19 protein-coding genes and 1 pseudogene are annotated in these 19517 nt (G+C 42.5%); 9 read left to right on the forward strand and 11 right to left on the reverse strand.

Annotation, left to right across the window (positions count from 1 at the left end; all coding sequences use genetic code 11):
* Nucleotides 1-83: 83 nt before the first annotated feature.
* Together ACX6CI_RS12490 and ACX6CI_RS12495 are read left to right on the forward strand one after the other, a co-directional pair.
* Nucleotides 84-1541: pseudogene (locus ACX6CI_RS12490) on the forward strand (SpoIIE family protein phosphatase); the annotation flags it as partial.
* A gap of 204 nt (nucleotides 1542-1745) precedes the next feature.
* Nucleotides 1746-2183, forward strand: a complete 438-nt coding sequence (locus ACX6CI_RS12495; RefSeq protein WP_458773981.1) for a superoxide dismutase [Ni] — start codon at nucleotides 1746-1748, stop codon at nucleotides 2181-2183.
* Between the two features lie 95 nt (nucleotides 2184-2278).
* On the opposite strand, the gene ACX6CI_RS12500 is transcribed toward ACX6CI_RS12495, so the two are convergent.
* Nucleotides 2279-2998 (reverse strand): FadR/GntR family transcriptional regulator, encoded by a 720-nt coding sequence (locus tag ACX6CI_RS12500; protein WP_458773982.1) that lies wholly within the window; start codon nucleotides 2996-2998, stop codon nucleotides 2279-2281.
* Between the two features lie 334 nt (nucleotides 2999-3332).
* Between ACX6CI_RS12500 and ACX6CI_RS12505 the strand changes: the two genes are divergently transcribed.
* Entirely contained in the window at nucleotides 3333-4088 is a 756-nt protein-coding gene (locus ACX6CI_RS12505; RefSeq protein ID WP_458773983.1) for a queuosine precursor transporter, read from the forward strand.
* 62 nt (nucleotides 4089-4150) lie between these two features.
* Here the strand turns inward: ACX6CI_RS12505 and ACX6CI_RS12510 are convergent, their stop codons facing one another.
* The 8 genes from ACX6CI_RS12510 to ACX6CI_RS12545 all read right to left on the reverse strand — a co-directional run bounded on the left by ACX6CI_RS12510 (nucleotide 4151) and on the right by ACX6CI_RS12545 (nucleotide 10298).
* Entirely contained in the window at nucleotides 4151-4606 is a 456-nt protein-coding gene (locus ACX6CI_RS12510; protein ID WP_458773984.1) for a MerR family transcriptional regulator, read from the reverse strand.
* Between the two features lie 97 nt (nucleotides 4607-4703).
* Nucleotides 4704-5897 (reverse strand): NrfD/PsrC family molybdoenzyme membrane anchor subunit, encoded by a 1194-nt coding sequence (gene nrfD, locus ACX6CI_RS12515; RefSeq protein WP_458773985.1) that lies wholly within the window; start codon nucleotides 5895-5897, stop codon nucleotides 4704-4706.
* Between the two features lie 44 nt (nucleotides 5898-5941).
* A complete protein-coding gene (locus ACX6CI_RS12520) occupies nucleotides 5942-6067 on the reverse strand; it encodes a hypothetical protein (protein ID WP_458773986.1) in 126 nt (41 codons plus the stop codon).
* Nucleotides 6068-6518: 451 nt separating this feature from the next.
* Nucleotides 6519-6878, reverse strand: a complete 360-nt coding sequence (locus ACX6CI_RS12525) for a MerR family transcriptional regulator (protein ID WP_458773987.1) — start codon at nucleotides 6876-6878, stop codon at nucleotides 6519-6521.
* Between the two features lie 95 nt (nucleotides 6879-6973).
* Entirely contained in the window at nucleotides 6974-8146 is a 1173-nt protein-coding gene (gene nrfD / locus ACX6CI_RS12530; RefSeq protein WP_458773988.1) for an NrfD/PsrC family molybdoenzyme membrane anchor subunit, read from the reverse strand.
* A 36-nt stretch (nucleotides 8147-8182) separates the two neighbouring features.
* Nucleotides 8183-8410, reverse strand: a complete 228-nt coding sequence (locus tag ACX6CI_RS12535; RefSeq protein ID WP_458773989.1) for a hypothetical protein — start codon at nucleotides 8408-8410, stop codon at nucleotides 8183-8185.
* Nucleotides 8411-9067: 657 nt separating this feature from the next.
* Complete coding sequence (locus tag ACX6CI_RS12540; RefSeq protein ID WP_458773990.1) at nucleotides 9068-9481, reverse strand: c(7)-type cytochrome triheme domain-containing protein; 414 nt, start codon at nucleotides 9479-9481, stop codon at nucleotides 9068-9070.
* Between the two features lie 61 nt (nucleotides 9482-9542).
* Nucleotides 9543-10298: a 4Fe-4S dicluster domain-containing protein gene (locus ACX6CI_RS12545; RefSeq protein WP_458773991.1), complete on the reverse strand. Its 756-nt coding sequence runs from the start codon at nucleotides 10296-10298 to the stop codon at nucleotides 9543-9545.
* Between the two features lie 968 nt (nucleotides 10299-11266).
* Between ACX6CI_RS12545 and ACX6CI_RS12550 the strand changes: the two genes are divergently transcribed.
* From ACX6CI_RS12550 to ACX6CI_RS12575, 6 genes are all read left to right on the forward strand, one after another.
* Complete coding sequence (locus ACX6CI_RS12550; RefSeq protein WP_458773992.1) at nucleotides 11267-13009, forward strand: SpoIIE family protein phosphatase; 1743 nt, start codon at nucleotides 11267-11269, stop codon at nucleotides 13007-13009.
* 8 nt (nucleotides 13010-13017) lie between these two features.
* Nucleotides 13018-15534, forward strand: a complete 2517-nt coding sequence (locus ACX6CI_RS12555; RefSeq protein WP_458773993.1) for an ABC transporter ATP-binding protein/permease — start codon at nucleotides 13018-13020, stop codon at nucleotides 15532-15534.
* Entirely contained in the window at nucleotides 15509-16021 is a 513-nt protein-coding gene (locus tag ACX6CI_RS12560) for a Crp/Fnr family transcriptional regulator (protein ID WP_458773994.1), read from the forward strand. The genes ACX6CI_RS12555 and ACX6CI_RS12560 overlap by 26 nt, the downstream gene beginning before the upstream one ends.
* 1 nt (nucleotide 16022) lies before the next feature.
* Nucleotides 16023-16466 (forward strand): ATP-binding protein, encoded by a 444-nt coding sequence (locus ACX6CI_RS12565; RefSeq protein WP_458773995.1) that lies wholly within the window; start codon nucleotides 16023-16025, stop codon nucleotides 16464-16466.
* A complete protein-coding gene (locus tag ACX6CI_RS12570) occupies nucleotides 16463-16810 on the forward strand; it encodes an STAS domain-containing protein (RefSeq protein ID WP_458773996.1) in 348 nt (115 codons plus the stop codon). Before ACX6CI_RS12565 ends, ACX6CI_RS12570 begins: the two co-directional genes overlap by 4 nt.
* A 91-nt stretch (nucleotides 16811-16901) precedes the next feature.
* A complete protein-coding gene (locus ACX6CI_RS12575) occupies nucleotides 16902-17306 on the forward strand; it encodes a bacteriohemerythrin (RefSeq protein ID WP_458773997.1) in 405 nt (134 codons plus the stop codon).
* Between the two features lie 70 nt (nucleotides 17307-17376).
* Here ACX6CI_RS12575 and selD read toward each other — a convergent pair whose 3' ends face one another.
* On the reverse strand, nucleotides 17377-18366 hold the full coding sequence (gene selD, locus ACX6CI_RS12580; RefSeq protein ID WP_458778466.1) for a selenide, water dikinase SelD: 990 nt from the start codon (nucleotides 18364-18366) through the stop codon (nucleotides 17377-17379).
* Between the two features lie 201 nt (nucleotides 18367-18567).
* Nucleotides 18568-19479 carry a metallophosphoesterase family protein gene (locus tag ACX6CI_RS12585; RefSeq protein ID WP_458773998.1) on the reverse strand — a complete coding sequence of 304 codons (912 nt, stop codon included), beginning with the start codon at nucleotides 19477-19479 and terminating at the stop codon, nucleotides 18568-18570.
* Nucleotides 19480-19517: the final 38 nt, after the last annotated feature.

The following is a 19517-nucleotide window of genomic DNA, read 5'->3' on the forward strand; positions in this document are numbered from 1 at the left end:
GTTTAATGAGAATATTTCTGAACTACACCTTCTCAATCGTGGCTCTTACCTACTATGGTGGTCAGGTCTGACCATTTTTAGAGGCCATGTCCCCCGTGTTACTGGGGACAATCATATTTTTCAGTTTCCTGATCCCACTGCTTGCTCGTCCGCTTATCTATAAAAAGATGGTATTGGGGGTGGATATACTCCGACAACCTCAACGGGCCTTTAATCTCGATTTTTCAATCTGTATCTTTGCGGGTATTCTACTCAACAGCTACAATTTTTTTGTTTACGACCTGCCTCCCACATTTCTGCTATCCCCAATGATCGGCTGTGTGATTGCCGGCCTCTTTATTGGCCTTGACTCAGCTCTGTCCCAGGAACGGAAGATTATTTTACGTGCCATGGAGGAGCAGACTGTTGCCAAGGTGCCAAAAACCTTCTTTTCCGTGACTCAAAAGTTTACTCTGGTTGCAGTAAGTGCGTCCGTGTTTGTTGCCATTGTTATTATTTTGGTATTTTTACGTGACATAGAGTGGCTTGCTGAAAACGTTCAAAATAGTTCCGCTGTTCATGATGCGACAATGTCTGTTATCGCTGAGATCTTTTTTATCATGCTGATACTGATCTTGATAATTGTAAACCTCATAGTTTCCTACTCAAGAAATCTTAAATTACTCTTTACCAATGAAACTGAGATCCTGGAAAAGGTGAGTAATGGCGACCTCTCCTCCAAGGTCCCTATTGCCACCCGGGACGAATTTGGTTTTATCGCCGGACACACCAACCACATGATAGACGGCTTACGGGATCGCTTTAAACTTATCAATTCCCTCAAACTGGCAGAAGAGGTTCAGCAAAACCTGCTGCCCGATGCCAGCCCCTACCTCAAAGGTTTTGATATTAGCGGCACCTCTGTCTACTGCGACCAAACTGGTGGAGATTATTACGACTATTTTCTTTTGCCCAATACCTCAATTGGTATTGTCGTAGCCGATGCTATTGGCCATGGTGTAGGTGCAGCAATGCTCATGACATCGGTGCGGGCATTTATGACATCTGCCATCAAGAGGTATCAAAGCCCTGCAGAACTCCTCAATGAGGTCAATTTTCACATATCCAACGACTGTGCAAAATCCGGTCGCTTTACCACTATGTTCTTCATTGAAATTAACCCGGACAACAAGACACTCACCTGGGTCCGTGCCGGCCACGAGCCACCTCTCGTTTATCACAGTGCACGTCAGAGCTTTTCTGAACTCCAAGGTGGCGGCCTTGTTCTAGGCGTTGACAGCAGCTACCACTATCAGGAAAACATAACTGATAACCTGACAGTCGGTGATATCATTCTGATAGGAACCGATGGTATAAGCGAAGCTACTAATACAGCAGGGGAGTTTTTTGGAAAAGATCGGATAAAAGATTGTCTCATGCAACTTGCACATAAATCTGCCAAGGAAATTCAGTCCGAGCTATTGGCAACACTAACTGATTTCTCAGCTGGTAAGAAACAGGAAGACGACATTACTCTCGTACTCATAAAAGTAACCTCTTAACGACCTATTACCTGTCAGACGCAAGAAGAATGGTTGTAAACGGCTCCACATGTGGTTGTTGCAACATCTATACTTCAATCAAAAAACGATAATCATTATTGACTAACAACTAATCCTCACTATATTCAGAACTGATTCCTATCAACCTGAATGCTCATATAACGGTCCAGGTTTTCCATTCATTTTCCAAACAGCGAGGTACGTATGAAGAAATTTGCACTTTCCCTGGCAGCACTATTGTTTTCCTTTAGCCTCTTTATCTCAAGTGCTCAAGCCCATTGCGAAATTCCCTGTGGAATTTATGATGATGAGCTCAGAATTAATCTGATTCTCGAGCATGCCGGAACCATCGAAAAATCAATGAAAAAAATTGTAGAACTTGACGATGGAAAGAACACCAACCAACTCGTACGTTGGGTTACGAATAAAGAAAAGCATGCTAATCTTCTTCAAGAGATCGTTACCCAGTATTTCATGACCCAGAGAATTAAACTTGATGCAGCGGATTACGATAAAAAAATAACTGCTCTGCATACAATGCTGATTTATAGTATGAAATGCAAACAGACCACCGATCTTGCTAACGTAGAGAAATTACGCGCAGCTGCAGAAGAATTTAAAATGTTATACTTCAAGCATTAAAAGATCCTGTCACAAGACGCTGCCACAAATGAGTAAAGCCCCTGAAAACAGTTAACTGTTTTCAGGGGCTTTTTTCGTTACACAATCAAGAGTAATCAGTCTTTAGAAGCCTTATATAATAAATCCCGCAGAAACTGTATATGATCCTGCATACCTTTTCTGGCGAGCTCAGGATTATGGGTTTTAATTCCCTCTAAAATAACAAAATGCCCACGCTCTACTTCTTCTAAATTTACCTGAACTTCATATAAGAACGAGTGCATCTCTTTAATACGGTAGAACATATATTCGTAAAAACGTTTTGTCAGGTCTATATAGACTGAATTGTGCGTCGCATAGGCAATGCCCATATGAAAAGCAATATCAGCCTCAGTTTCAGCTTCTGCTGACAAAACCTCATTTTCATTTCTGGACAGTGTTTCTTCCAGGAAAATAATATCAGCCTCAGTCGCACGTTCTGCGGCTAGAGTAGAACCATGTAAGCCAAGGCCAATCCTAAACTCCAGAAGTTCATCAACAGTCGATTTTCCAGGGGATATTATTGCGGCAAAGGGATTATTAGAATCTGAAACATCTCTATCCACAACAAAGGTGCCTTTACCTTGCCTGGTTTCCAGATAGCCCATGGTGATAAGCTGAGTGATCGCATTTCTCACCGATGTTCGACTCACTTGCATGGTCTCCGCCAAATCGCGCTCAGGGAGCAGTTGTTCTCCGGGTTTTAGCTGGCCACGATAGATGCTATCTCTGAGTTGTTCGAATACCAGGGTTGATACCTGCTTCTGTTTTACTGGTAAGTATGCGTTATTTTTCATGGATTATGTTTACAAATGGGGTTCAATAATATTTTTGGTCTAACGTGGTGGATGATATATTGTCTAACTCATGTCATACCCTAATGCATTTTTTTTCATCTGAGAAGTATCTTTACTTGCTCCAATCGAGAAGGTCTGCTATCTATGCCAGCTGTTTTTCGGGGTGAACCCGATGGCGGTCACGGCTACCCGCCTTATCAAAACCGAGTTTCCTGCATTTTAGGTTCCCAGTAAGACTCAGCCGTGCTCTCTATTGTTGTTCCCTCTTTTATAACCACAAATCTATTTTTCAAAATTGTGCGTTTGCAATTTTAGTTTTTTTATCGAGGCAACTATGACGGACATAACGCTTGCACTATCACAACTTTCCAACGAATCCCTCTGGCTTGTTCTTCTACTTGCCAACTTTACTGCCATCATTTTATCATATAGATTTTTTGGTAAAACCGGCCTGTACATCTGGATTCCCATATCTACAATACTTGCAAACATTCAGGTATTAAAAATGGTTGATCTACTCTCCATTGGTGTGACACTTGGAAATATCACCTATGCATCATCATTTTTAGTCACAGATATTTTATCTGAAAACTATGGCAAAAAAGCAGCAAGAAAAGCTGTTTTCATTGGCTTCTTTTCATTAGCTGCCACTGTAATTATCATGAATATTGCCCTAAACTTCAAGCCAAATGAGTTCGATTTTATCCAGGAGAGTCTAAAAAACATCTTTGCCATACTCCCACGGATTGCTCTTGCCTCCCTCATTGCATATGGAGCCTCCCAGCTCCATGATGTATGGGCTTATAATTTTTGGAAAAATATGTTTCCCCAGGATACATTCCTCTGGTTACGCAATAACGCAAGTACCATGGTAAGCCAACTCATCGACTCTGTACTTTTCACCTTTATCGCCTTCTGGGGTCTTCTCCCGCAAAATGAATTTCTTCAGATTCTGATCACCACCTACCTGCTTAAGTGGATCGTAGCAGCTATTGATACCCCATTTCTCTATCTCGCCAAATTCATGCACAAAAATGGCACGATTAGCACAGATGAAAATGAGCAAGATTGTAACCCTACCTTCGATTAATAACAAAAGGCCCGCTTCTCAAAGAGAAACGGGCCTTTGTAGATAAACAACTACTTAAAAAATCAACGTACTTTACGATCACCTGGTTGTTGCTCTTCTGCGCCCTGCTGCTCCTTACGTAAGGCTGTGTCTAATTGCTTTGCTCTTTTTTCGGCAACAGCATCGCCTGCTATTCGTAAACTCTTAGGGATAGCCCTATCCACGACCGCATCACAATTACAATTGATCTTTTCGGGACAGTCAGAGATTTCATAACAGGTAGCATATCGAAGTAATTTCTGAATGCCCGGGATTGAAATACCGTCTGAATGAATCATCTTTCTTAAACAACCAACCCACGTTATATCGTTTGCTGAATAGAGTCTTCGATTTCCCTTCCTTTCAGGCTTTAAGAGTCCAGCATCCTCATAAATTCTCAAGGTTCGAGGATGAATATCGAGCAACTTAGCCGCAACACTTATTGGGTAGATCGGTACACTCTTTTTTATAGGTTCTGCGGCTGGTTTCTTTCTCACCATATGGTCGATCTCCAGAAACGTTAACTTGCTGCCCCTATCACATTCTATAGAGACAGGAGACAAGTGAGAAACATTTGACCTTAATCCCTTTCGAGGATTAATGATCTTCTGAAACATGTCCTCTAAAAAGACGTTCACCGATAAGAAAGCACATCCCGCACATCGCAACGCCACCTATAACAACAAGGTTCTCGTGAAGACTAGGAACATAGGTAAGAAGTTCAGGATAATCTACAAGCCCCATACCATGATAGGAAGGAACCAGCTGTCCTACGATTACAAGGTCATATCTCATGAAATAGATTCCTATCATACCGGACACAGCTGCAACAAAAAGCGCATTCATGTTACGGCCTTTAACGGCAAGGATGATAACAAAAGGAATCACCATACCAAGCAAGACTTCTCCTCCCCAAAAATTCGTGGCATAGGGGCCGGTCAAAAGAGCCTGCATAGCCTCATATTTTCCAGGAGGTTTTCCTGTTACACCAGTAATCATTTTCCAGGCGGTAAAGAAAATAATGATAGCCATCATCAGCGCGCCCATCTTGGCAACACTTTCCATGGATCTCTTCATCTTATCACTCATCTTCCAGCCATTTGCCTTATAGGCGAGGTAGGTGAAGAAGATAATAGCAACACAGCCGGACATCGCAGCAGAAGTAATAAAGTAAATCGGCATATACGGACCATGCCAGAACTCACGACCATTCAGTAATCCGAAAACTGCACCAAGATTTGAGTGAGCAACAACACCGGTAAGCAGGCCAGCAAGGCCAAAACTGGTTGCAACCTTATGCTGGTTTCTCTGGAGCATGACAAATTCAATCATCATGAAAAAGAGATACGCCCCATACAAGGTACCCATCCACCAGATATTTGATGTGAGGTTTGCTCCAACGACGTTGCCAACAGGCATTCGCCAGGAGTTTTCAATTTCAAAGGCAATAACCAGAAAACCAGCAACGATGGTCGCAATTGACATGAAAACTGCGCGTTTTGCGATTGGGTTAAAATTTTCAAAACCGAAAACGTGACCTACCGATGAAACAATGCACAGCCCGGTGGATGTTACAACAAAAAAAACATAGGCTGCAATTAAAACGCCCCACGGTACCCCGCGACTTACACCAAAAGTGTGTTCATGGCCTACATAAATCGAATGTACGCCGGCACCAATACCAACCAGAGTCAACAAACCCAGTAGTCCTATTGCTACATTATATTTTCCCGATTCTGTTGCCTCAAGTCCTCCTTCGGCGGGCAGAATCCCTGCTAAAACATTGTTCATAGTACACCTCTTGAAATAGTTGTTATCTATTAAAGACCATATGGTTAAACATATGGCCATTCATCTGACTTGTTTTGATTGTTCATCAGGTACGGCTTTATTTTAAGATCAAAAAAGGTGTGCATAAGTGCACTACCAATCCAGATAATGAGAAAATATATAGTTTCCATGGTGCCTCCGCTGTTCCAATCTGTTTTTATTTGATGTCAGAGAAAAACCAAACATCATAACTACCGTTATACCTATCAATTGTAATTGTCAAGTTAATGCAACTTTCAAACATCACGACTAACGGCAAACAGATCTAACCCAAGCCACGCATAAAACACATAAACATTTGTTTTTATACACCATTTAGGATGAACAACGCGCAAAAACACTCCATAAAATTTTTTATACAGAAAATACGCATTTTGCGTCTTTTTGTGTAATGGCGCATTATGCGCCCCAAACAAAGGTTATATACCACAAATATGGAGAGCACGTAAACGACCTTTTTGAATCTATGCACAAAAACGTCGTTCACACGGATTGAAACAAGAAAAAAGGCGGTGATTGCATGTTCTTAGCAATCACCGCCTAAAATGTTAGGGAGGCAATAAGAATACTACACGAAATGAATCAGGCGGCTATATCTTCATGCAAGGGAGAAGGTGCAATACGCCTGACTTTCTTAGGAACAAGGGTGCTCGAAAAAAATGCAGAGCAACGCTTTCGCTTTTCAAAAGGACAATCAACGATATTCCAGCATGGAGTAAATTGCAGTAACTTCTTAACAGCGTTAATACTTACACCTTGGTTATGAACCATTTCCCGTAAACATTCTATCCATTGAATATCTCGCAGAGTGTAATATCTCCACTTCCCCTTTCGCATGGGACTGATCAAGCCTGCGTCTTCATAATTACGTAACGTTCTTGGGTGAACTTCCAGCATTTCAGCAGCCATTCCGATGGTCAATAATGCTTTGTTTTCTTTCATTTTACCGGCTCCTACCCATTCACTTTCGTAGAATCAAATCTATCTGCTACGAATCGGTCTCTATTCAATTCTGTACTCGTGAGTTATCTGCAGAATTAGTGGGACTCTGGTGCATTAAAGGTGCTATCTAAAAAACGTTCTCCTATGATAAATCCGAGCCCGACAACACCCATCCCAGCGACAACCAGGAGGTACTCTGCTGTTGTTGGCATATATGAAAGATGCTGTGGAACCCCGACAAGACCATAATCGGCTGGAACAATCTGTCCGGATACCACCAGGTTATATCTTGAGAAGAACTGCCCCACAAGAATCATGAGTGCTGCAGCCGACATGGCATGAATTGACGAGAGCCTGCTTCCCACCAAAATAAGACAGGGGAGTAGTAGACCAATGGTGATTTCAAACAACCAGAAAGATGTGGATAAAGGTCCGGTTATTAGAGCATTTGCCGCCATTATTGTTTCATCAGTCCCGCAATATGCATTGGCAAATTTCCAACCTGTAGCGAGTATCACCAAAAAAGTCATCAAAACCATTATTTTTCCGGCAGTCTGCAAGCCCTTAAAGGTATCTTCCGTCATCTTCCTTCCATGTAAAACATGGGAGTAATGGGTAAAGAGGACGATTGCAGCAGCTCCCGACAAAACTGCACAAGCAAGAAAAAACACAGGCAGCTGAGAACCATACCAAAAAGGTTTGGAATTCAATGAAGCAAATACCGACCCGAGATTGCTATTGGCAAAGGCCTCAGTTAAGGCACCAGCAACACCGAGCATTACAGCAAGGGAGTATCGTTTAGTAAATATCAGATACATCTCAACAAACATTACTGCCACAGCAAGACCATAAAGAGTACCCATCCACCAGATATTTGATGTAATATTGGGGTGCATGATCACTCCTAATGGCATACGCCAAGGGTTCTCAATCTCTAGACCGATAACCATAAAGGCGCCTAGTAAACAAATAATGGATAACCAGACCATTCGGTTAGCAAGAGGTGCCATCTGATTACCACCAAAGGCATGACTAAAAGCAGCCAACACACATAACCCTGTTGAAATTATAGCAAAATATGCATATACGCCTATCAACATCCCCCAAGGCATTTCCCTTGTATTGGCAAATGCATGGTGATGTCCAATCCACTGTGCATAAATTGCCCCACCAAGTCCTATACAGATCATAAGAATACTCAGCCACATAAGTTTGTTTTGTGGTAGTCTGACCGCTGGTGCTCCTGAAAGTGTTACATTGCCTTGCATAGTATATCTCCTCTAGTACAGTCTTATTATCCGAAATTAATTTTGCATGATAGATTCAGGACTCTGCAGCTCCCGATCTTCACAACCAAGCTGCAACAACGCAATCATGGCGATTGGGGCACTGAATGGTCCCAATATGATAAAGAGAAGGAATGAGACCAAAAACCAGATGACTCCTAAAACCCTTTCCACCATATCACCAGGATTTACTGATATAGGCTTACTGTGAGTGTTCATTGCTTGTTTAGATAATGTTATAGCCATGGCTACCTCCATTTTTTATAGAACGTGTACTCCTTTAGTTATTTATTAAATAGCAAGCCCCATGCCACGGCAGAATGCTCCTGTCACAAACAACGCAATACCTGTTAAGGTAGTGTATTCACTTGTTTTATAGAAAACACACAACTCAATTCAGTATTTTTTTGCACCAACAAACCTCCCCGGCCAGGCGTATTTCGCGCCTTACCTGTAATTTTAGACAGGCGTATTGTGCGTCCTACAGGGATGACCTCTAAGTGGTTAATTTTATGAGTCTATTTTGATTTTCAAGAAAGATGAGTTCCAGAGAAGTCTCCGAACTATCGTTAAACAGGAAGGGAAGAATTAAATTTTACGATGCATTTTCATACACTTAAAGAAGAGCAGAGAGGAGAAGGCGTATTTTACGCCCCAAGAAGAAAAATAACTGGAAAACAGGGGGAGGATTTTACTGCTTACAACCTAACCCGATAAACGGGATACGTACCTTGTGACTTAATCGAAACAATGAATGTAGCTCAACTCAGTTTCTCAGAGTCTACGCTTCCTGTTTTTTATGACAGGCTTTCAGGATAAGGGACTCAATTAACAAAGGGCACCCGAAGGTGCCCTTTGTTGAGGGGGATACAATGACAGCGTCGATTCAAGAGAGGTAATGGATCAATGTGCCTTTTCTGATCCATCATGGCCGAGTAGACGCGCTTGACCCCGCACACCTATATGACAGGCTGTACAACGCGTATCTGAAGCAAAAGAAGTGGAACCATCATGACAAGCACCACAATAGCCTCCGTCATACAGGGTTTGCATGGTAAAATCTTCGTTCTCTTCAGCAACTCCAGCCTCCATTTCAAACAAGTCATCATGGCATGAGTCACAATCAAGTTCAGCACCCATTGTGTGTACCTTATGCTCAAAAACCACAGACTTTACAGGCTTGGTCCATATGATAGGTGCTTCAGGTCCGTATGTATCCTCATCATATTCCTCTACTGCTTCAGTACCACTTGCATACAACATAGCGACAGAAAGCAATAGTACAGCGAAAACGGTCAATATCTGAAAATTCTTCATTTTGTTCTCCTACGTATCACAGTAACTCCTTACCCAACAAGGAATTCATTAGCTTTCCACTCTACGAATTTATATAGAATACATTTGGCACAGCTCCAGTTTCAGGGCGCAGTACCCACACCATGGTCTCCGGAGAATGTACTAACTGGTAAATCTCACTTTCAGGATCTGCAATGTTTCCAAAAACCCTGACGTTAGCAGGACAGGCTTCAACACATGCAGTGGTAGTTTCACCCTTAGAGAGTTTGGCCTCATAGCAGAAGTCGCATTTGTCTACTGCTCTATTTTCTTCCTTGAAATAACGTGCATTATAGGGACAGGCCGTCATACAGGTTTTACAACCTATACACCGATCATAGTTCATAACAACAATTCCGGTTTTCTCATCTTTCCAGGTGGCTGTTGTTGGACATACACGCACACATGGAGGTCTGTTACAGTGATTACAGAGCACCGGCATAAATGTAGTCTCGAACTTTTCCCCTCCCAGAGAACGTCTCTTCTCAAGAATTGTGGTTCTAAAACCGTAGGCTGGAACATTATTGGTTTTAACGCAGGCATCCTTACAACGTTCACAATCAATACACAGCTTTTCCCTCAGGACCATACTATAATGGGGACTATATGGATACTTACCTGGCTCAGGCACCACTCCGCCAGAAGCATGGGCATTTTTAGCAGAAACAAGAGAAAGTACACTGCCCCCAAGATACATACCGGTTACAGCGAACCCCAGCTTTAAGAAATCTCTTCTCTCAGCTGATGACAGACTACTGACATCTTCACTTTCCATCTTTTCTAGATCATCAATTTTCATTCTTCAACCTCTTGATTAACTCTACACCCTGGAAGTAACACCGATTCAGGACCGCGTTGAATATATTCTCCCACCAACAGACGTAACAATGGGCAGAACAAGCTCCATTACTCTTTTAACAATGCACAACATACTAAGCTACGGTTACTTAAACCACCGCTGGCACAAGTTGCCCACAACTACAGGACACTCATTAAAAATTATTTTTTAAATAATATTTTTAACATGAGTTGCAACAGGGACTTAAAAACTCCACACAGATGTTTCTAAAAAACCGTCATTGGGGTCAAGTCAGGTGAGATTACAGCGCCCTCTGACACTCTTTTCTATAAACTACTACAACCATCTCAAGGAACCCTGATTCACAACTATTCAACTCGAAAAAAACAGCATATAGAAGAGAAGACATTCTATATATATAGTAAAAACAGCTATCTTTGCCCAAACGGGTATTTGTTCAATTACACGTAACTGCTACGTTTTATCTGATACCATGATTTTTGTCAATAGCATCAAATGACCATTGCAAGTCTATATATGCGCCTATAATCAGATCTTTTAGGAGTATCATAACGATTTGTTTCCACATAATATATTTTCAGTGGCCAAACCCGCCCCGTCCAGATATCCGCACAAAACGCACAGACATGATGGAAATATTATGTTGTTTATTCGAGCCTTTTGCAAAAATAGGATTTTCGTTCAAGACTGAGGCATGTGAAAAATTTTACCACAGGCATATCTTTAATATTCCGAGGATAAAATTTTGAACACAACGAAAAGATTGGGCGAAAAGACACTTTTGCAAGCGGCTCTCTAAAAATATTTTCCACTTATCCCACACCTTAGAAAATACCCTGATAAACACAAGAGATATCAACTATTGTATACAGAGACAAGATGAGATACCTTGACGAGGTGTTGTAGCCATACCAATTCTCGCTGGACTTATACGGAGTTAAATATTCATGTTTGGTAAACCCAATAGCCTTCGACAACGCGCAGCACTCTATATACTTGCTCCTGTATTTGTTCTGCTTATCAGCATTGAGGTCATCGGTTTTAACTATATCAAGTCAATGCTACTGCAACAGATGAGACAGACCGGAATAAGCCAACTCCAGAGAACAGCGCACTACATAGAGTCCCAACTTCGATTACCAAAAAAATTAATGGCGGAGCTTGCCCTGGCTGACGAATTAGAGGTCCGAACATTTTTAAGCGATACCGTACAATCCTTAGATGGAGTTATAGAACTCCGCCAGACGGCCCCACACCCGTTATCACCCATCACCCCAGCAAACAATAGCTCCCCCCCTGAAGTTTTCTACGATCCATTATTTGAGGACAAGACAGTACTCCTCCACACAACAACACCAGGCAACAAACATCAGGACGGCTACAGTGCAACACTATCGATTTCTTTTTACGACCTCGTTGGCCACATACCAAAATCCCCATGGTGGAATGGTGTGCAGACATTTATGTTGGATACTGAAGGTAATATACTTCGCTCGGTAGATTCTGATGAAACCATTACGGAAAACAGCAGTTCTCCCACACTTCAGATGTCTGTTAAAAATAAGGCAAGACTGCAGCAACTCATAAAAGAACGCCCAATTGGCTCAATGTCTGCTGACGACAGCCAAAACACTGAGATTATTTATGGGTACCATAAACTCAAAGAAGCGCCATATACCATGGTGGTCGTCAACGACTCAGCCATCATTCTTAAGCCATTACAAACCTTTCGCCTTGCGTACCTCCTGTCATCACTGATTGTTACCGCCGTAATACTTTTCCTTCTAAACCTCATGGCAGGACGTATCATTCGTACGACTCAAGAACTGTCTACAGCTGCCGACCATCTCGCTAATGGGCATTTTGACAAGCCTTTACACAGCGACAGAAATGATGAAGTAGGCCACCTGGTACAGAGCTTCAACAGTATGAGCAAACAATTACAACAAGGAATACAGGTTCAAAAATCACTCATGCTAGCAGGGGAAATACAACAAAGTCTTCTGCCTCAATCTGAATTTATTAATCAACAATTTGAGGCCTTCGGTTTTTCTTTACCTTGTGATGAAACCGGGGGAGATTTTTTTGATATTTTGCCCTGTAGCGGAGGCAAGCTTTTTCTCATGGTAGGTGATGTTGTAGGTCATGGTGTGGGCGCTGCCCTACTTATGGCAACGACCCGAGCACTTTTACGAAGTGAAATAGAACATGCCTCAGATCTTTCATCCTGTGCAAACAGAATAAACCGTTTGCTCTGCCGTGACACAGCACATTCTGGAAACTTTTCCACCCTGTTTCTGCTCTCACTTGAAAACAGTAATCGAACATTACATTGGGTGCGTGCTGGACATGAGCCCGCCATGCTTTACAATTTAGAGCAGGACGTTTTTACAGAACTGCGGGGCAATGGTATGGTGCTTGGAATTGAAGCCGAAACTGAGTATGAAGAAAATAGCGTTGAGCTTCCTGAGGGTGAACATCTTATTCTTATCGGCAGTGATGGACTTACAGAGCTTGAAAATATGAATGGTGAGCGTTTTGACAAAAATCGCATTCAGCACCTTATTCGACAGCATGTATCAAGCACAGCAAAAGAGATTCTTGCGCAGCTTAACAGAGAAATTACCACCTTTGCAGGTGACAAACGTTCAGATGATGACATAACTGCGGTTATAGCAAAAATCCGTTAACATTAACCATGAAAGACAAAACAAAACCATCTCGAGTAACCGAGAAATCTCTTTTCCATTGGGTTTTTTCTGGCAACTTCAAACTGCAGCTCATCCTGCTGCTGGTGATTATACTGATCGTATTTGCACGGGTAATCCCGCTGGAAATGCAAAAGAGGATAATCAACGACTCAATTGCCCTTAAAAACTTTGATGGCCTGCTCATTTACAGCGGTATCTATATCGTTGCGATAACAGCTGCAGGACTCCTTAAACTTGCCATCAACTATCTACAGGCCCTCATTGGTGAAAGATCAATGAACCTTATGCGTAAGGAGCTATATGAGCATATCCTTACCCTGCCCCTGGGGTTTTTCAGAACCACCCAGCCCGGCATGGTGGTTGCTTCACTGATGACTGAGCTAAGTACCGCCGGCACCTTCACAGGAATGGCCTTTGCTGTACCGCTCACGAACATTCTTACCCTACTCGCCTTTGCTGGCTATCTTCTTTGGCTTAATACTAAACTTGCCGCTGCCACCCTTCTTATTTACCCTATTGTTGTCTTCGTTATCCCCATCCTGCAAAGACGCGCCAATAAGGCCAACAAAAAACGTGTGGACCTCTCCCGTTCAACCTCCAGCCAAATTGCTGAATCTATTTCCGGAGTTCATGAAGTTCAGGTCCATGGAGGCTTTGCAGAAGAAAACAGGAAATTTGGTCGCCTGGCCGACCGGTTAAAAAAGGTCCGTATTCGCTGGTCGTTGTTTCGTTTTGGTATAAAAACAGCCAACAACTACTTTGTTGGCTTGGGCCCCTTTATTGTTTTTATTTTTGGTGGTTATCTGGTTATGAACGGCCAGCTCGAACTCGGAGCAATGGTGGCCTTTCTCTCAGCCCAGGAAAAACTGTTCGATCCCTGGAAAGAGCTCATAGATTTTTATCAAACATATCAGGATGCCTCTGTTCGCTACAAACGAACCATGGGCTATTTCGACGATGCACCTGAATTCCCACTCCTTAAAAAAGAGAGAGAAAAGCCCACGATACATGGTGCTATCGAGGTCAAAGACCTCTACTACCAGACATCCGATGGGCACCGCCTGCTCAATGGTATGAGTTTTTCTTTGGATGCCGGTGAACACCTGGCTGTTGTTGGGTTTTCAGGGAGCGGCAAAAGTACCCTGATTCAGTGCATAGGTAAGATGTACTCCTATAGCGGGGGATCAATTCAGATTGATGGTAATGAGCTATCCACACTGACAAAACATGAAGTAATCCAGGACATGGGCTATGTCTCTCAAAGTCCATTCATTTTTACCAGCACCATACAGGATAACCTGCTCTACTCAAAAAGAGCAGTGGCCGGCATTAATGATGCTGAACACATTGAAGACATAGATCTTGACAGAATGATCCTTGTCCTCCAACAGGTTGGACTCTTTGTCGACGTTATGCGATTTGGTCTGGAGACGATTATCGATCCATCTGACACCAAATCCATGGAAATTATTATTCGTATCAGAAGAAGCCTACAGGAAAATTTTGGAGACAGGTTAAGAAAATTTGTTGAATTTTACGATCGGGACACATACCACCACAACTCCAGTGTTGGGGAAAACATAATTTTCGGTTCAAGTACCAACCCTAAGTTTGGCCCCCACTTATTACCTGAGAATAAAAATTTTCTTAAATTTTTAGAGCAGGAAAAACTTCTTCCCCCGCTCTTCAATCTCGGAATGATACTCGCCAGAGAAGCCGTCGACCTCTTTTCCGGTTTAAACAGTATGGATATCTTTTTAGAAAAGAGTCCTGTTCCTGCAGATGAGCTTGAAAATTGCGAAAAATTACTCATACAACTTAAAGAAAAAACTGTAGAGCAACTATCCCAAAAAGATCGAACACTTCTTCTCACAATCGCACTTGGTTTTACTCCAGGCAAACACAGTATGACCAGTCTTTCGTCAGAAATGCAGACAGGAATTCTTGAAGCAAGAAGACGGTTTCCTGAGTGGTGTGAGAAAATTGCCCCGGGCCTCTTTCATTTTTATGACAACACAAGCTACCTGCTCAATCAATCGATACTAAATAATATATTTTTCGGCAAAATTCGTCCTGGCCTCCCCGGAGCTCAAGATCTCATAAACCAATCCATTACACACCTGCTTATTGAAGAGGATTTTCTTGAGAACGTCGCTAAAATCGGAATGGATTTCCATGTGGGCAATATGGGAGATAAACTTTCCGGTGGCCAACGTCAAAAGCTTGCCATTGCACGAGTTCTTTTAAAACAGCCAAAAATCATCCTTATGGATGAAGCCACCTCGGCTCTTGATAATAAATCACAAACAAGAATCCAGCGATTAATGACCTCGCGTTGGAAGGGCAAACGTACGGTCATTGCTGTTGTACACCGACTCGACATTATAAATGATTTTGACAAAATAGCGGTCACGAAAGCGGGCAAACTCATTGAGTTTGGTACCTATCAAGACCTCATAGACCAAAAAGGAGCACTGTATGAGCTCATCTATGGACGACAGTAATCAGATATCTGAAATGCAGGAAAACCTGGAACTCCTTCAGGATCTTGCTTTTTTTTCAGCCTTACCATTAAAGGCCATAAAACTGCTTGCTTTTGTGGCAGAACGTCAACACTTTAGTAGAGATGACACTCTGTTTGAAGAAGGAGACGATTATGGCAGGGCATATCTTATATTGTCTGGAGAGCTGAAAATGATGAAAACAAACCAGAATCAGGAGGAAGTTATTCAACACTTCAACCAGGGAGATCTCCTCGGTACATTTTCACTTTTAGGGGTAATGCCTTCGCTCTTTTTACTCAAGGCCGACAGCGATACAACTGTCCTCACGATTAGCCGCGAACATTTTAATAAAATTCAGGAACAGTTCCCAGAGGCCACTGCTGTGTCCCTCAAAGCACTACTCCGTGAAGTGTACCAGTGGGAACGAAAAAATCTGACAAAGGCCGAAGTGTGTTGCCTTAATCAGACGGGAGCGACCATATTGTAAAATGATTCATATATTTCAGATTCTAAAAGATGCGGAAGGGCTTACAATCCTGTCTGAACAGCTTGATATGATCAGTAACAGCTGGCAGATCGACAAAAAAGACCTTCTTCAGCTTAATTTGATCCTTGATGAGCTGATAACAAATATTATTGAACACGGTGGCGGATGTGCTAAATGCCCCATTGAAATTCGTATGGAAAAAACAGACAGCCACTTCAAGGTCCAGCTCTCAGATGGGGGACCACCTTTTGACCCAACCAAGGGAAAGATGGCCAACATTTCCCAGCCCATTGGAGAAAGGAAGTGCGGAGGACTCGGTATCCTCTTTGTGCGTAAATTCAGTGACTGCTGCAGTTATCAAAGAAAAAACGATAAAAATATTTTCTCTTTTACAAAAACATACATGGGGAGCGCAGAGTCAAAAAATTCTGCGGCAAGTAAATGAAAACAACCATTAAAAACGAAAACGGTGCCACAATATTTAGCCTTTCAGGCCGACTGGACTCAAATACTGCCCCTCACTTTGAAGATGAGCTGAAATCTTTTATCACCGCTCCAGCACGCCATCTGGTCTTTGACTTCAACGACCTTGAATATATTTCCAGTGCAGGTTTGCGGATTATCCTCAACACTGCTAAAGCCTTTAAGGATCAACCATTTCACTTTATGGCCTGCGCTATGCAGGATCACGTCCTGGAGGTTTTTGAAATTTCGGGATTTAACACATTTATCACCATCCATAACTCGATAAATCAGTCTCTTTCAGCGCTGGAAAAAGAGCACGGGTGAAAATATTCACCTGCCTTTCTTTACCTTATCTGGTCAGCTGATATACTATTCTTGACGGTATAAAAAAGAATAATCTCAGAAGGGAAAGATAATGGGACGAATTGACTGGAATGATTCCTTTAGCGTTCATCATAAAGAGATTGACAGACAACACAAGAAACTGATCGACCTCTACAATGAACTCCACGAAACACTCCTCCATGGAACCATAGAAGAGTCTACAGAAAAACGACAACAAACACTCAACAGCCTTGTTGAATATATCGATTACCACTTTAGCTTTGAAGAAGAATACCTGGAGGAGTTGAACTATGCCCTGCTTGAAAAGCATTGTCAAAGTCATAAAAACTTCTCAAGTAAGGTCAAGACACTTCAACAGGATATACTAAGTGGTAATATGGTTTTTACCTCCTCGCTCATCAAACTCCTTCGTAACTGGATTGTGGATCATATCCTAAAAGAAGATAAGGCATATTCTGTCGTGACTAAACCGTAAAGCGCTAACAGCGCTAACGTTTGACACAAGACACCATAAATAACAGTGACCTGTGTCTATATAGCTTGTGTTACTGGATCGTTACTCCCACAGGACCGTCAACAACTTCTCCTATAAGTGCCACATCCTGTATTCCGGCAACTCGCAGGTCCGCAACCAGGGATTCAGCCTGCTCAATTGGAAGCGACAGCAATAACCCTCCGGAAGTCTGAGGATCATACAAGAGCTCTTCTTCAGAAGAATTGAGCCCCCTACAGAGCTCAACTGAAAATCTAGAGACAAGATCCCTGTTCGCCTTGTTACTTCCTGTGGTCTGACCTTTTTTATACATCTCAAGAGCTCCAGAATAAAACGGCAGGTTACCATAGCTCAGAATCGCATGCACCCCGCTGCCACCAGCCACCTCTAACAGATGCCCAAGCAAACCAAAGCCTGTGACATCGGTACAGGCATGGAGGTCATAATTCAACGCCTTATCCATGGCCACACCGTTAAGGGATGCAATGAGCGGCAGTACATCTCTTTCCAGTTCAGCAAGGGGAAACTTTTTTGCCCTGGTTGCATTAAACAGCACGCCGGAACCAAGAGGTTTAGTGAGTACCAATCCATCACCAGGCCTCGCTCCGGCATTGGTAATAATACGATCAGGATGAACCACCCCATTTACACATAAACCGTATTTCGGTTCATTATCATCAACGGTATGGCCCCCCACAAGATTAGCACCAGCCTCAACAACCTTATCGTTGCCACCGCGCAGAATCTCTTTTAAAATCCCCATATCAAGATGTCCCGCCGGGAACATTACCACATTAAGAGCCGTGAGAGGTTTTCCACCCATGGAGTAGACATCGGAGATAGAATTCGCTGCCGATATCTGTCCAAACCAGTATGGATCGTCTACAGGGGGAGTAATAAAATCCACCGTATTGATCATGGCTATCTCATCTGAAACCTTATACACAGCAGCATCATCAGAGGTCTCTATACCGACCAAAAGATTAGCATCCCGTTCAAACTCCAACCCTTCAAGTGCGTCCGACAGATCCGCCGGACCAATTTTGGCAGCTCAACCGCAGGTTCGAGCAAGACTTGTCAGTGTTTTCTTCTTAAAAAAGTTCATAATCTCATCACTTTATATGTTTTAATTTTCTATTGAACTATATCCATAAGTAAAACTACAGTATAAGTGCAGGGCCTGCAGGAGCAAGGCGAAGTTTTGACTAACTATGTCAAAGCAAATTGAATAAACGTAACAACACTACAAGATATTTGATTTTTCACCATTCCAGGCAAAAACTTTACCTAAACTAATGGGGATATCAAGAGAGCTATTAAACTCGTGTTTACTATGGTTACGAGAACGCATCCAGGCCTGATCAGAGCCTTCATGAAAGTAGAAGAACCGTGATTCACTATCTAAAAATGATTCATCACTAATAGAACTGACATTAACAAAGCATGTTCCGCCTAACTTTTGACGCATAGTTACAGTACCAGAAAACCCATGGGGTAAATGACTATGCCCTGAGACCCACAAGGCGACTCTCTGCTGCTTGAGCACCTTCTCAAATCTCTCGGAATCAAAGATAACCCTGCTGGACAAACTCGAACTCAAAAGGCCACTCCCCTTGAGTTGAGCATGGGTTACGGTGACAATAATCATATCCTGATTTTGCTCCACCATCTCCTTCCACCAGAGAAAGGCATCACTTGATAGATCTGTACGGGAGTCAACAGACTGATCTGACAAAAAAAGAAACAATAGGTTCCCCATTTCCACGGCATAATACTCAGGCTGGGGGAAATATTTGTAAAAGACCTCACCGGAACGTACATCATGATTACCCGCAATCTGGTACCAATCAGTGATTTTTGATTTCCCCCTCGTTTGAATAAACCAGCGAAAGTCCTCGTCTTTGCTTCTTGATGTAAGAAGATCTCCCGCCATAATCCCCATATCAACAGGACCAACACCTTCATTCACATCGGCAACAGCTCTCTCAAAGGTAATACGTTGGGCGGGTGTTGGGGGCTGTATATCTGAAAGCATCCAGACAACAAACTGTTTTCCCGGAATATGCGCTGACCCTTCCTCAAAATTACCGCTGGGAACCGCTGTACAGCCCGTAAGAATTGTAAGTAAAAATAAGAAGATATATTTATTCAACAAAACGTTCTCCCGTAAAGATCATACTTCTATGTATTAAA

The sequence above is a fragment of the Desulforhopalus glucosivorans genome, assembly GCF_054397165.1.